Here is a 12,987-nt window from a genome sequence, read left to right on the forward strand (position 1 = left end):
CTGCCGCTAAGAAATAAGTTTAATGCCGCATTCCCAAAGGGGAATGTGCGCAACAGACCGCGTGATAAAAGGCCGTCCGATACCCTCGGGGATTCGGGCGGCCTTTGTGTCGGGCGGGTATGACGTCATGAGACCTTTGCAAAATTCCCCAAAATCCCCTAAATTCCCACCAAGACATTTAGGGGATTTCTCATAAGCACCTTCTTCCAGCAAACCGCACAAGCCATGATTGCCAAACACATCGACCGCTTCCCACTATTGAAGTTGGATCAAGTGATTGATTGGCAACCGATCGAACAGTACCAGGATCGTCAAAGACCTCGACCACCTGATCGTCCTGTCTATCATCTGTTGTCTATGTTTAAAGCTGTCTTGCTCGACCAATGGCACAGCCTCTCCGATCCCGAACTCGAACACAGCCTCATCACCCGCATCGATTTCAACCTGTTTTGCCGCTTTGACGAACTGAGCATCCCCGATTACAGCACCTTATGCCGCTACCGCAACCAACCGCTGACAGCAGCCCAAACCAAACGTAACCGATATATTGAAAACCCGTTATGTAGTCGAACAAGAATTCGGTACGCTGCACTGTAAGTTCCACTATGCGCTGGCAGCTTATTTGGGTCTGAAATGTGAGTGCGCAAAGCCATCTGAAGGCGGTGTGTTTTAACCTGTTGAAAGCGGCTAACAGGCTAAGTGCGCTTGTTGTTGCCTAAAAGGCGACCCGAATACCCGATTATCGGGTATTCGGGGAAAAAAGAGGGGTTTGGAACGGGAAAAGCTGCAATTCTGCATTTAGATTTCGGCTGTTTTGTGGGAAAAGGACTATTTTACAAAGGTCTCTTGATGTGTGATGAAACATTCTCAAATATACCAAAAGCCGTAGAAGCATTCAAACAAGGTGAGCGCCATTAGTAAAGAGGTCGTCTGAAAGCTTTCAGACGACCTTGATAGATGTTTGGTTTCTAACCTAATCTACACTTGTATAATTTAAGATAAACCGAATCATGACAGTAAGCTTTTTAACCACTCAATAAACCAATCAAACCAACTTCCTTTATTTTTATTTAAAGATTCCTGTTCAGATTGGATAGAAACTCTATCTACACATTGATCTCTAATATAATCTTGAATCCTAAAATGATCATCGTGATCTTTTTTAAGGCAAATCGTATCACCAAAACCTGTGTAATTTGGCTCTATTCTTAATTGTTCATTTTTATTTCGATCAGGATGTAGATGAATTGCATAAATTTGTTTGTCTTCTAATTTTATACCTGGAAAATTTGAAGAATCCATCATAATACATTTTTCTTTAGTTGGATAATTTTCTTCAAATGTTGTCGCATAGAGCATGCTATCCATATTTTCTGAATAAATTTGAGATATATTTATGAAATATGCGCCAATTAATTCAGGTTTGTTGATATAAAGACATGGAGTATTATTAACCATCCTGAAGTTAACTCTTCCATCTGCATAAGGGGATTTAGAAAAAGCATTACAATTAAATGTAAATAACAAAATTGACAACGCAGAAAATAGTTTTATATACATAGAAAATCCAGAGTGTAAAACAGTTATTGCAACGGATACAAAGCAAAGGTTGTCTGAAAACTTTCAGACGACCTTGATAACAGACTTTCAATTCAATCTACGCTTGCTGGATAGCACCGATAAGAAGGTAATTTTTACAATTGAAATTTACGGCAACTATTTACATTATCCACGCCATAATAATCTTCCGCATCCAATTTATTATTTCTATAAAATATAGGTATTTCTCTAAAATATTTATCTAAATCAATATCTACATCTCCGTCACTTAAGGTATTTCCCTTCTTCCAATTAACATAGTATTTAGGAGGTGCCATAACTAAACATCCACTTTTATGATTTAAAATCAGAATATTATTAGTTTCATGATAATGCGAGGAGTTTTCTTCCAAATCCTCTACCATGCCTCCATCTATATGCATAAGTATCGAGGTCGGCAGGTTTGTGATGATGGTGTATCAAAACCATATGAACAATTGAACAGGACGACTACTATTGGTAGAGAGGTCGTCTGAAAATTTCAGACGACCTTGATAGATGTTGGATTTCCAACCCAATCTACGCTTATTACACTCTTACGGATGTTTTGAAAAGCATTTTCCGGAATAGGCGATGACGGAGGCAGCATATTGAATCGATACTCGGAAGGATGGCATTTGATGTTCGATTTGTCTGCGCTTTTTATGTTTATATCGACGGTATCGGTATTTTTTGCCGAACAAAACAGCATTATGATAGGTATAAACTGCGTACTTAAAATAGTCATCATAAATCATCTTCAAGCTTTTATCATTACGCATAATATCCCATATCATTTCCCGACGCAGTTTTCTTTGGATTTCTCCCTAATGTGGAAACCAAAAATTTCGTTATAAAATGAAAACTTTGTTCAAATTTTTGCTGATGATTGAAATTTTATCTTTTAGGACGGTAGAATGCGGGGTTATTGGATAGGAGACATCCTCTAAATGTTGGGACTACCTGATTTGTGGTTCCGAGTGTCAAAATTTGAACAATGAAAGTACCGATCATGCAGGAACCTTATTCTCGCGAGGGGAATAATCCCTCATCTCATTCCGGCTCGTTTTGGGAGCGTGAAGTATTGCGCGAAGTCTTGCTGGCTTCTTATAAAGAGCAACGTAATGCCCGTATTTGGCGAAATATTTGGCGTGTTATCGGTGTGATTTTATTTCTTATGTTTATTGCGTCACTGTTTGGAGACGATACCGATGCAGTGCAAAGCAGCGGGGAACATACGGCAGTTATCGATTTGAAAGGTGAAATCGGCAATGAACTTGATGATCAGGTTGAGATGCTGCGTACCGGTATGGAGGCGGTTTACAATAATCCCAATGCTAAAGCGATTATCATCCGCGCCAATAGTCCGGGCGGGTCGCCTGTGGTTTCAAATATTGCGTTTAACGAAATCCGCCGCATGAAGTCGGAGCATAAAGACATTCCTGTATATGTAGTGGCGGAAGATATGTGTGCATCGGGCTGTTATTACATTGCGGCGGCGGCTGACAAGATTTATGCGGATCCTTCCAGCGTGGTCGGCAGTATCGGTGTAATTGGGGGAGGGTTTGATGCGACGGGGCTGATGGATAAAATCGGTATCAAACGTCGTCTGAAAATCGCGGGTAGCAATAAAGGCATGGGCGATCCGTTTTCTCCTGAAACGCCCGCACAAACTCAGATTTGGGAAAAAATGCTGACGGATATCCATAAGGAATTTATTAAATCGGTTAAACTCGGACGCGGAAAGCGTTTGAAAGATCAGCAGTATTCTGATGTTTTCAGCGGACGTATCTATACGGGTTCAGAGGCTAAAGAAGTGGGATTGATTGATGATTTCGGCAGCGTATATAGTGTTGCCCGAGATGTCGTTAAAGCCCCTGAGCTGGTGAACTATACGCCTGAAGAAGATTTCGGCAAAATGCTGGGTCGCCATTTGAGTGCTGAAATGGAGACTAAAGTTAAAGAAAAACTGTCGAAAATATGGTAACAGGATTGGTCCATTATTCATCCGTTGTTGTCATAAGTAGGCGTGTGTGAGGTCGTCTGAAAACGTATCTCTCGAGATGTTTGATGATGTTTCAAATGCCGTTTCTAAAACTGGGATGGTAACGAACCGATAACAAAAAAGCGGCTGGGAAGATGTCCTTGCCGCTTTTTTAAATGCGCTGGTATAGGGTAAAGTTAACTGTCTTCTATCAAATTAAAGAGACCGTATGAATATACTGACAACCTTTATTTTTGCACTGTTTTCCATGTCGGAACCTAAAATTGCCGAAATCCGGCACACGGTGGAGTATGGTGGATTGCTACAAATCAGGATTGCTACAAATCATAATCGGTCATGTGGCAGCATTAACATGACGCCGGCCAGATTAGATTACATCATCACTTGCGGCCGATATGCAGGCAAAGCCCTGATACCTCATCATAAGATCATATTGAAACATACCGGGCAGCAGCTTGTCGCAAGTTACCGTTCAAATGGAAAGATATTGTTCAAAATTACCTGTTCTGCCAATGAATACAGAAAAATCTCCGCCTTTCTGTCCGATTCTGCAGAGGACAGGCAGATGTAGATTAGGACGAAAAGCCTGCATTCGCCCCGCAGTCATCCATAGGAAAATTACGGACGACTGATTTATAATGCCTGATTTCTAGGTATAGCTATTTCATACGTTCTGCCGTTATTCGACAATATCTTGAGGTCATACTATGCTCATCCTGCTTGATCAAGACAATGTACTTGCCGATTTTGAAAGCGGGTTCCGCCGGCATTGGCACAACCGCTTTGGCGAAGATGCGCCGATAGAGGGCAAAGAACATCTCTTCTATATTCGCGACCGCCTGCCCGAACACCTGCAAGCACGCGCGGCAGAGCTTTACGGATCGGTTGGTTTTTTTGAGAGCCTGCCACCTGTTTCTGGCGCAGTCGAAGCCGCCCGCGCACTTTTGGCTGCCGGGCACGACGTACGCATCTGTACTGCGCCAGTGAACCAATACCGCTACTGTGCCGGTGAAAAAATTGCTTGGGTGGAGCAGCATCTGGGCGAGGAGTGGACACGGCGCGTCATCATTGCCAAAGACAAAACCTGGGTGCGTGGCGATATCCTCATCGATGACAAACCGAATATCGAAGGCACATTGCCGCCTCTGTGGCAGCATCGTCTTTATGATGCACCACACAACCGCCATTTAGATGTGCCCCGCATCGTATGGTCACAGCCGGAAACTTGGGCGGATTTGCTGGTCGGTTGATACGGCTTTTGCGTGTATGGCGGATATAGTGAATTCGCCGGAGACCGAGTTGGTTTTTGATTGATTTTTGTTTTGAGTAAAAGATTGCCCATATACTGAGAGGTCGTCTGAAAACGTATATTTTGAGATGTTTGATGATGTTTCAAACGCCGTTTCTAAACTGGGATGGTAACGAACCGATAACAAAAGAGCGGCTTGGAAGATGTCCTTGCCGCTTTTTTAAGTTTGCTGATATGGGGTAAAGTTATCCGTCCTTCGATTAAAGCGACCGCAGAAGTAGTTTTTTGTATGTCAAACAGTTTTTTGTTGATAATACGAAGGCTTCAAGCTCGGAACGGCTGAGGCTGAATGTTTATCATGAAATGCCAAGGAATGTTTGAGGTCGTCTGAAAAGCCATTTTGTCATTTCATCTACATGATAAAGGTTTATCAGCCGGCGTTAGCGCCCCCGATTTTTGCATCCAACCCCTTCATATCTTATAAATATTATGATTAATGTCCAACATCTAGATTTTTACTACGGCAATACGCAGGCCTTGTACGATGTCTCGGTCGAGCTTCCGCAAGGCAGTATTACCGGATTAATCGGACCTAATGGTGCCGGCAAATCCACTTTGATGCGCTGTATGGCAGGATTGGAAATCCCGACATCCGGCGATGTCTTGCTTGACGGTCTGCCTATTCTTGATAATCCGCGCGACAGCTTTTCCAAACTCGGCTACCTGCCTGATTTTTTTGGTTTGCCGGATGGTTTGAGCGTAATCCAGTGCTTAACTTATGCCGCCAAATCCCGCGGTATTCCTGATGCGCGACTTCCTGATTTGCTGCTGGAAACCGTTCGCCTGCTGAATTTGGAACATAAACTGTATGCCAAAGTCAGCGATCTCTCCCGTGGTCAGAAGCAGCGTGTCGGTATCGGGCAAGTCATCATCCATCGTCCTAAGTTCCTGCTTTTGGATGAACCTGCCAGCGGTCTTGATCCTGAAGCACGACATGAATTGTCTTTGTTGCTGCTGAAGCTCAAAGATGAAGGCATGAGTATTTTGGTATCGAGCCATATTCTTTCCGAGCTGGATGAATATTGTTCGCATATGCTGGTGATCAAAGGCGGACGTGTTCAGGCATTTCAATCTGTTAATGATGATGTTAACGAAGATCAGACTGTTTCGCTGCAATTTGTTGGTTTGGATGAATCCATATTCGAGCGGGTCCGCAATACGGAAGGTGTGAAGCAGGCAGAATGGAGCAATCATGCCGTTACCGTCGTATTGGATGCGGGAGAAGAAGCGCGTGCAGCCTTGTTGCGCAAGCTGTTTGAGCAAAACTTGCCTTTGAGCGAAGCTGCCGTCATTAAAGCGTCGCTGCTGCACAGTTATCAAAACAGCCTCAATCCCCACAAACAGGAGCAAGCCGATGGACAATAAATTGAATATCCCCAAAATCCGGGTTAACGCCGAATTTCAAAGGCTGATGTGGCTCAACATGAGCTGGGGCATGATTGCAGGCATCATCATACTCTACAGCCTGTTTATCTTTGCTAAAGCAAATTCTGAGGACTTGGTGGAATATATTGCCGGAGTCGGTGCATTCGGCGCATTCATTTCAAGTATTGCCCTTTATCTGCAGATTGAGCGCAGTCTGCGCCAAGATGTATCCAGCAATGCGTTTGACCAGTTGCGTATGTCTTCTTTGTCTCCGTGGCAGATGGCTTGGGCGAGGATTGTTGTCGCACCTTTGACCGGTTGGGTTATTTTCCTTATCGGCTGGATACTGATGGGGTTGACCATGCTTCATCCCGATCATAAAAGCAATGAGTTTTTCATCATGTGGGTGACCATGCCGCTTAATTCATGGGTGCTTGCCTGTCTGATATTGGTCAATGCTTTGCAGTTCAAACGCGGCAACAATCAATGGGAAGGATCTCTGTTGCAACTCCTATTGCTATTTGTTGTCATGGTCATGTTCGTCACCGGTATGTTGTCCGCCGCGGAAGATCTTTCATACTTGAGTGAAGGTGTATCCAATACAGTATCCCCAATTATTGCTTCCATTATTTCTGTTGTCTTATGCAGCGTTGCCGCCCGCGCTGCTATGGCAGAACGTCTGCACCTGCGCTCTTCCCGATTGACTTTTATCGTACTTGGACTTCTTACGCCTTTAGCTTCAATCAGTTTAGTAAGCAACTATCAACAAGCGCTGTATATTTGCGCCGTGGCTTATGGCGGCATGAGTATTTTGTCTTTGATTACGCAGAAGCAGACGACCTTTTCTTCTATTGGAGAATTTGTCCGTGCGCGCAATAGAAAACCGAAGTGGGCGATTGCTTCGTTGCCTGCTTGGATGATTCTTTTGCCTTTGGGATTGATTTGTGCCGCATTGGTGTCAGCAGAAATGGTATGGTCATACATAGCACAATTCTTTCTCCTCATGCTGCTGGTTTTTTCCATCAACCAAATGAAATGGCGATACAACAACATTACCATCACATTATTGATATACCTGCTTCTTCGAGGTCTTTGGTTCGTGATTGCATCGTAACAGGAGCGTATTTTCCTGTTTTGCACCCTGCCTTTAGCCATAGAGAGGTTGGGAGGTAGGATAAAGGTCGTCTGAAAACCGGTTGATAAGGTTTTCAGACGACCTTTTTATCTATGCGCACATAAATTCGGCTATCTCGAGGCAGCCCATGCTTTCCCGCCCCAAACTCATGTACAACAACATTTAAATATCAGTTAAGAAATAAAGCCCAAAACCGCCCCTGCCTTGTCGGAATCGCCGAATGACGGTACTATGCGCAGTTAACAGCTTGATTGCCGTTCGGATGGTCATGCGTCCGGACGCGGTTTTAAATTCAGTATCTTATTTGAAAGCAGAAAATGATTAACGATATTCAAAAAACAGCGGAAAGCAAAATGCAGCGCTCGGTAGAAGTGCTGAAAGAGAATTTGGCGAAAGTGCGTACTGGACGTGCGCATACCGGTCTGTTGGACCAAGTGGAAGTCGAATACTGGGGCAGCATGGTTCCAGTCAGCCAAGTTGCCAACGTGACACTTCTGGACGCGCGCACCATCGGCGTAAAACCTTTTGAAAGCAATATGGCAGCCAAAGTCGAGAAAGCCATCCGCGATTCAAACTTGGGTCTGAACCCGGCAGCCGTCGGCGATTTGATCCGCGTGCCTATGCCTATGTTGACCGAAGAGCGCCGTAAAGATTTGATTAAAGTCGTACGCAGCGAAGCGGAAGAAGGACGCGTGTCCATCCGCAACGTGCGCCGCGATGCAAACGATCACATCAAAAAACTCTTGAAAGACAAAGAAATTTCCGAAGACGAAGCACGTCGCGGCGAAGAGGCGGTTCAAAAACTGACCGACAAATACATCGCCGAAGCCGATAAAACGCTGGCTGCCAAAGAAGAAGATTTGATGGCGATTTAAACCCTTGTCCGCGGCGTTTCAGACGACCTTTGAACCGCCGCGCTGCGAAAGGCAGATATGAAGAGCAGCACGCAGACCATTTTGGAACATACTTCGGTTCCGAAGCATATCGCCGTGATTATGGACGGCAACGGTCGTTGGGCGAAAAAGCGTTTCCTTCCCCGCGTGATGGGGCATAAACGCGGCTTGGACGCGTTGGAAAATATGGTGAAGCATTGCGCCAAACTGGGCGTGCAATATCTGACCGTGTTTGCCTTTTCGACTGAAAACTGGCGCCGCCCCGAAGACGAAGTGTCGTTCCTGATGGGGCTGTTTTTGCAGGCTTTGCAAAAGCAGGTGCGCCGTCTGCACGAAAACAATATGCGCCTGAAGGTGTTGGGCAGCCGCGAACGTTTCAACCGGCAGATTCGGCAAGGTATCGAAGATGCGGAAGCTTTGACGGCAAACAATACCGGCCTGACCCTGAGCATCGCTGCGGATTACGGCGGCCGCTGGGATATTTTGCAGGCGGCAAACAAACTGATTGCCGAAGGCGTATCCGAGATTACGGAAGACGCGCTGGCGAAACACTTGATGCTGGGCGATGCGCCTGAGCCGGATTTGTTCATCCGCACCGGCGGCGAAACGCGCATCAGCAATTTCCTGCTTTGGCAGATGGCATATGCCGAACTTTATTTTACCGATACCCTGTGGCCCGATTTTGACAGCAAAGCCTTGGACGATGCTGTCGCCTCGTTCCAAAAACGCGAACGACGCTTCGGCCGCACTTCGGAACAGCTGCCGGTAGAGCAGCAAAGGGGTTAAAAATGTTGAAACAACGGATTATCACGGCACTGTGGATGCTGCCGTTGATGCTCGGCATGCTGTTTTACGCGCCGCAATGGCTGTGGGCGGCATTTTGCGGATTGATTTCTCTGGTTACGCTGTGGGAATACTCTCGCATGAGCGGACTGGAAAAACTGAAAACCAATCATTATCTCGCCGCGACGCTGGTGTTCGGTGTTATCGCTTATGCAGGCGGTTGGATGCTGCCGGATATCGTCTGGTACGCCGTTTTGGCGTTTTGGCTGGTCGTCATGCCTTTGTGGCTGAAATTCAAATGGAAATTGAACGGCGGCTGGCAGGCTTATACCGTCGGCTGGCTTTTGGTCATGCCGTTTTGGTTCGCACTCATGTCCCTGCGTCCGCATCCCGATTACGCCTTGTCGCTGCTCGCCGTGATGGGTTTGGTGTGGGTTGCCGATGTTTGCGCGTATTTCAGCGGCAAAGCGTTCGGCAAACACAAAATCGCACCGACCGTCAGCCCCGGCAAGAGCTGGGAAGGCGCAATCGGCGGCGCGATTTGCGTGGCAGTGTATATGACTGTGGTGTGGTGGGCTGGTTGGCTCACGTTTGACGCAGGCTGGTTCAATACCGTGTTAATCGGTTTGGTGTTGACCGTTGTCAGCGTATGCGGCGACCTGTTGGAAAGCTGGCTCAAACGCGCGGCGGGCATCAAAGACAGCAGCAATCTGCTGCCCGGACACGGCGGCGTGTTTGACCGCGTGGACAGCCTGATTGCCGTTGTCAGCGTCTATGCCGCCTTTGAAAGCTTGTTCTGAAGCGGTTATAGTGGATTAAATTTAAATCAGGACAAGGCAACGAAGCCGCAGACAGTACAGATAGTACGGCAAGGCGAGGCAACGCCGTACTGGTTTAAAGTTAATCCACTATAAAAATCGTTGGAACACATCAAACACAATATCGAATAAGCGTTTTCAGACGACCTTTCCGACCTCAAACCCAAAGGTCGTCTGAAATCCGGAAGCAGTACATAAAGAACACACCATGACACAACAAGTCCTGACCATATTAGGCAGTACCGGCAGCATAGGCGAAAGCACGCTGGACGTTGTCTCACGCCACCCCGAAAAATTCCGCGTATTCGCGTTGGCGGGGCATAAGCAGGTTGAGAAACTGGCGGCGCAATGTCGGACGTTCCGTCCCGAATATGCCGTCGTTGCCGATGCGGAACACGCCGTCCGGCTTGAAGCCATGTTGAAACGCGACGGCACGGCAACGCAGGTTTTATACGGCGCGCAGGCATTGGTTGACGTTGCCTCTGCCGACGAAGTCTGCGGTGTCATGTGCGCCATCGTTGGTGCGGCGGGTCTGCCTTCCGCGCTGGCGGCGGCGCAAAAAGGCAAAACCATTTATCTGGCAAACAAAGAGACGCTGGTGGTTTCCGGTGCGTTGTTTATGGAAACCGCGCGCGCAAACGGCGCGGCAGTGTTGCCCATCGACAGCGAACACAACGCCATTTTCCAAGTTTTGCCGCGCGATTACACAGGTCGTCTGAACGAACACGGCATCCGCTCGATTATCCTGACTGCTTCCGGCGGCCCGTTTTTGACGACCGATTTAGGCACGTTCGACAGCATTACGCCCGCGCAAGCGGTCAAACACCCCAATTGGAGCATGGGGCGCAAAATCTCCGTCGATTCCGCTACCATGATGAACAAAGGTTTGGAGCTGATTGAAGCGCATTGGCTGTTCGACTGCCCGCCTGATAAACTCGAAGTCGTCATCCATCCGCAGTCCGTGATACACAGCATGGTGCGCTACCGCGACGGCTCTGTGTTGGCGCAACTGGGCAATCCCGATATGCGTACGCCCATCGCTTATTGTTTGGGCTTGCCCGAGCGCATCGATTCGGGTGTCGGCGACCTTGATTTCGACTCATTGTCTGCGCTGACTTTCCAAAAGCCTGACTTTGACCGCTTCCCCTGCCTGAAGCTCGCCTATGAAGCCATGAATGCGGGCGGAGCCGCGCCCTGCGTATTGAACGCCGCCAACGAAGCCGCCGTCGCCGCCTTTTTAGATGGACAGATTAAGTTTACCGACATTGCCAAAACCGTCGCCCATTGTCTTGCACAAGACTTTTCAGACGACCTCGGCAATATCGAAAACCTGCTGGCGCAAGACGCTGTTACCCGCAGACAGGCGCAGGAGTTTATCGCCGCATTGGGATAAACCGTGCCGCAACGATATAGTGGATTAACAAAAATCAGGACAAGGCGACGAAGCCGCAGACAGTACAGATAGTACGGAACCGATTCACTTGGTGCTTCAGCACCTTAGAGAATCGTTCTCTTTGAGCTAAGGCGAGGCAACGCCGTACTGGTTTAAAGTTAATCCACTATAAAAAATGACAGGTCGTCTGAAAACCCGCCCACCCGTCATGTGTGGCGGACAAAACGGCAGACTGACTTTATAATCGGCAAAATAACGCCAATAATATTTTCTACACATTGCGAATGCTTTTCAGACGACCCCTGTCTTGATACGTCGTCTGAAACATCGACAACGTCAACCCATACCCAACCAGAGAGATTCTTTTGCAAACCCTTCTAGCTTTTATTTTCGCTATCCTGATTTTGGTCAGTCTGCACGAGTTCGGACACTACATCGTCGCCAGATTGTGCGGCGTCAAAGTCGTACGCTTTTCCGTCGGCTTCGGCAAACCGTTTTTCAGCAGAAAGCGCGGCGATACCGAATGGTGTTTGGCACCCATCCCCTTGGGCGGCTATGTCAAAATGGTCGATACGCGCGAGGGGGAAGTGGCGCAGGCAGACCTGCCTTACGCCTTCGACAAACAGCATCCCGCCAAACGCATCGCCATCGTCGCCGCAGGTCCGCTGACCAATCTCGCGCTGGCGGTTCTACTTTACGGCTTGAGTTTTTCCTTCGGCGTTACCGAAATCCGCCCGTATATCGGCATGGTCAAGCAAAATACCATTGCCTCAAAAGCAGGTTTTCAGCCCGGAGACAAAATTATTTCGGTTAACGGCGTTAACGTCGGCGAGTGGGAAAAAGCCCAGCAAGAAATCGTGTTGAACATCGAGTCAGGCAAGGTAAATGTTGCCGTTCAGACGACCTCGGGACAAGAAACCATGCGGATTATCGATGCCGCAGGCACGCCTGAAGCAGGTAAAATTGCGAAAAACCAAGGCTATATCGGGTTGTCGCCTTTTAAAATCACCACCCGTGTCGGCAAAATGGAAGAAAACAGCCCGGCTGAAAAAGCCGGTTTGAAAAAAGGCGACAAGCTGATCAGTGCCGACGGACAAGACATCGAGTCTTGGCAGCAATGGGAAGAAATCGTACGCCAAAGCCCGGGTAAGAAAATCGCATTGAGCTACGAGCGCGACGGTAAAACTTTTCAGACGACCATCCGTCCCGACAGCATCCAACAACCCGACAGAACGCTGGTCGGCAGGGTAGGCTTCGGTCCTCAGGGCGACGAAGCGTGGGCAAAAGAAATCAAGCGCGAATATAAGCCGTCTGTCGCAGAAGCATTTGCGATGGGCTGGGACAAAACCGTCAACAACGCTTGGATGACGGTAAAATTCTTCGGAAAACTGATTACAGGCAATGCCTCCCTGAACCATATTTCAGGCCCGCTGACCATTGCCGACGTCGCCGGAAAAACGGCACAGCTGGGATTTCAAAGCTATTTGGAATTTCTCGCATTGGTCAGCATTAGTTTAGGCGTGTTGAACTTGTTGCCCATCCCCGTGTTGGACGGCGGGCATTTGGTGTTCTACACTGCCGAATGGATACGCGGAAAGCCCTTGAGCGAGCGCATACAGGCAATCGGCCTACGCCTCGGACTGGCTGCCATGCTGTTAATGATGGCACTGGCTTTCTTTAATGACATCAACCGTTTGTTTGGATAATT

Annotated in this window: 13 protein-coding genes and 1 pseudogene; 11 read left to right on the forward strand and 3 right to left on the reverse strand. The window is 47.6% G+C overall.

Annotation, left to right across the window (positions count from 1 at the left end; all coding sequences use genetic code 11):
* Window positions 1-192: 192 nt before the first annotated feature.
* Window positions 193-719, forward strand: a pseudogene (locus DBZ16_RS12640) (transposase).
* Window positions 720-1,008: 289 nt separating this feature from the next.
* Here the strand turns inward: DBZ16_RS12640 and DBZ16_RS12645 are convergent.
* Both DBZ16_RS12645 and DBZ16_RS12650 read right to left on the reverse strand, forming a co-directional pair.
* Window positions 1,009-1,560 (reverse strand): hypothetical protein, encoded by a 552-nt coding sequence (locus tag DBZ16_RS12645; protein ID WP_107814242.1) that lies wholly within the window; start codon window positions 1,558-1,560, stop codon window positions 1,009-1,011.
* A gap of 134 nt (window positions 1,561-1,694) precedes the next feature.
* Complete coding sequence (locus tag DBZ16_RS12650; protein WP_240600376.1) at window positions 1,695-1,982, reverse strand: hypothetical protein; 288 nt, start codon at window positions 1,980-1,982, stop codon at window positions 1,695-1,697.
* A gap of 608 nt (window positions 1,983-2,590) precedes the next feature.
* On the opposite strand from DBZ16_RS12650, the gene DBZ16_RS12660 reads away from it, so the two are divergent.
* The 8 genes from DBZ16_RS12660 (at window position 2,591) to DBZ16_RS12695 (ending at window position 9,868) form a co-directional block, all read left to right on the forward strand.
* Window positions 2,591-3,565, forward strand: a complete 975-nt coding sequence (locus DBZ16_RS12660; RefSeq protein ID WP_070496167.1) for a S49 family peptidase — start codon at window positions 2,591-2,593, stop codon at window positions 3,563-3,565.
* A gap of 226 nt (window positions 3,566-3,791) precedes the next feature.
* Window positions 3,792-4,154: a hypothetical protein gene (locus DBZ16_RS12665; protein ID WP_107814244.1), complete on the forward strand. Its 363-nt coding sequence runs from the start codon at window positions 3,792-3,794 to the stop codon at window positions 4,152-4,154.
* 136 nt (window positions 4,155-4,290) lie between these two features.
* A complete protein-coding gene (locus DBZ16_RS12670; protein WP_107814245.1) occupies window positions 4,291-4,833 on the forward strand; it encodes a 5' nucleotidase, NT5C type in 543 nt (180 codons plus the stop codon).
* Between the two features lie 488 nt (window positions 4,834-5,321).
* Entirely contained in the window at window positions 5,322-6,257 is a 936-nt protein-coding gene (locus DBZ16_RS12675; RefSeq protein ID WP_107814246.1) for an ABC transporter ATP-binding protein, read from the forward strand.
* A complete protein-coding gene (locus DBZ16_RS12680) occupies window positions 6,247-7,371 on the forward strand; it encodes a beta-carotene 15,15'-monooxygenase (protein ID WP_107814247.1) in 1,125 nt (374 codons plus the stop codon). Before DBZ16_RS12675 ends, DBZ16_RS12680 begins: the two co-directional genes overlap by 11 nt.
* Before the next feature lie 338 nt (window positions 7,372-7,709).
* Entirely contained in the window at window positions 7,710-8,267 is a 558-nt protein-coding gene (gene frr, locus DBZ16_RS12685; protein WP_003758927.1) for a ribosome recycling factor, read from the forward strand.
* A 57-nt stretch (window positions 8,268-8,324) separates the two neighbouring features.
* On the forward strand, window positions 8,325-9,071 hold the full coding sequence (locus tag DBZ16_RS12690) for an isoprenyl transferase (protein ID WP_107814248.1): 747 nt from the start codon (window positions 8,325-8,327) through the stop codon (window positions 9,069-9,071).
* Window positions 9,072-9,073: 2 nt separating this feature from the next.
* Window positions 9,074-9,868, forward strand: a complete 795-nt coding sequence (locus tag DBZ16_RS12695; RefSeq protein ID WP_107814249.1) for a phosphatidate cytidylyltransferase — start codon at window positions 9,074-9,076, stop codon at window positions 9,866-9,868.
* A gap of 26 nt (window positions 9,869-9,894) precedes the next feature.
* Here DBZ16_RS12695 and DBZ16_RS16645 read toward each other — a convergent pair whose 3' ends face one another.
* Window positions 9,895-10,101, reverse strand: a complete 207-nt coding sequence (locus DBZ16_RS16645; RefSeq protein WP_107814250.1) for a hypothetical protein — start codon at window positions 10,099-10,101, stop codon at window positions 9,895-9,897.
* On the opposite strand from DBZ16_RS16645, the gene ispC reads away from it, so the two are divergent.
* Window positions 10,095-11,279 carry a 1-deoxy-D-xylulose-5-phosphate reductoisomerase gene (ispC, locus tag DBZ16_RS12705; protein ID WP_107814251.1) on the forward strand — a complete coding sequence of 395 codons (1,185 nt, stop codon included), beginning with the start codon at window positions 10,095-10,097 and terminating at the stop codon, window positions 11,277-11,279. The genes DBZ16_RS16645 and ispC overlap by 7 nt on opposite strands.
* A gap of 365 nt (window positions 11,280-11,644) precedes the next feature.
* Window positions 11,645-12,985, forward strand: coding sequence for an RIP metalloprotease RseP (gene rseP / locus DBZ16_RS12710; protein ID WP_107814252.1), 1,341 nt, complete (start codon window positions 11,645-11,647; stop codon window positions 12,983-12,985).
* Window positions 12,986-12,987 lie beyond the last annotated feature (2 nt).

Origin of the sequence: Neisseria sicca (genome assembly GCF_003044565.1) — a bacterium.
Classification (GTDB): Bacteria; Pseudomonadota; Gammaproteobacteria; order Burkholderiales; family Neisseriaceae; genus Neisseria; species Neisseria sicca_A.

What these genes read in the sequence shown, in the direction of transcription:
- DBZ16_RS12645 (WP_107814242.1), bottom strand. Translation starts at nt 1,560, where the DNA reads ATGTATATAAAACTATTTTCTGCGTTGTCAATTTTGTTATTTACATTT.
- DBZ16_RS12650 (WP_240600376.1), bottom strand. Translation starts at nt 1,982, where the DNA reads ATGCATATAGATGGAGGCATGGTAGAGGATTTGGAAGAAAACTCCTCG.
- DBZ16_RS12660 (WP_070496167.1), top strand. Translation starts at nt 2,591, where the DNA reads ATGCAGGAACCTTATTCTCGCGAGGGGAATAATCCCTCATCTCATTCC.
- DBZ16_RS12665 (WP_107814244.1), top strand. Translation starts at nt 3,792, where the DNA reads ATGAATATACTGACAACCTTTATTTTTGCACTGTTTTCCATGTCGGAA.
- DBZ16_RS12670 (WP_107814245.1), top strand. Translation starts at nt 4,291, where the DNA reads ATGCTCATCCTGCTTGATCAAGACAATGTACTTGCCGATTTTGAAAGC.
- DBZ16_RS12675 (WP_107814246.1), top strand. Translation starts at nt 5,322, where the DNA reads ATGATTAATGTCCAACATCTAGATTTTTACTACGGCAATACGCAGGCC.
- DBZ16_RS12680 (WP_107814247.1), top strand. Translation starts at nt 6,247, where the DNA reads ATGGACAATAAATTGAATATCCCCAAAATCCGGGTTAACGCCGAATTT.
- frr (WP_003758927.1), top strand. Translation starts at nt 7,710, where the DNA reads ATGATTAACGATATTCAAAAAACAGCGGAAAGCAAAATGCAGCGCTCG.
- DBZ16_RS12690 (WP_107814248.1), top strand. Translation starts at nt 8,325, where the DNA reads ATGAAGAGCAGCACGCAGACCATTTTGGAACATACTTCGGTTCCGAAG.
- DBZ16_RS12695 (WP_107814249.1), top strand. Translation starts at nt 9,074, where the DNA reads ATGTTGAAACAACGGATTATCACGGCACTGTGGATGCTGCCGTTGATG.
- ispC (WP_107814251.1), top strand. Translation starts at nt 10,095, where the DNA reads ATGACACAACAAGTCCTGACCATATTAGGCAGTACCGGCAGCATAGGC.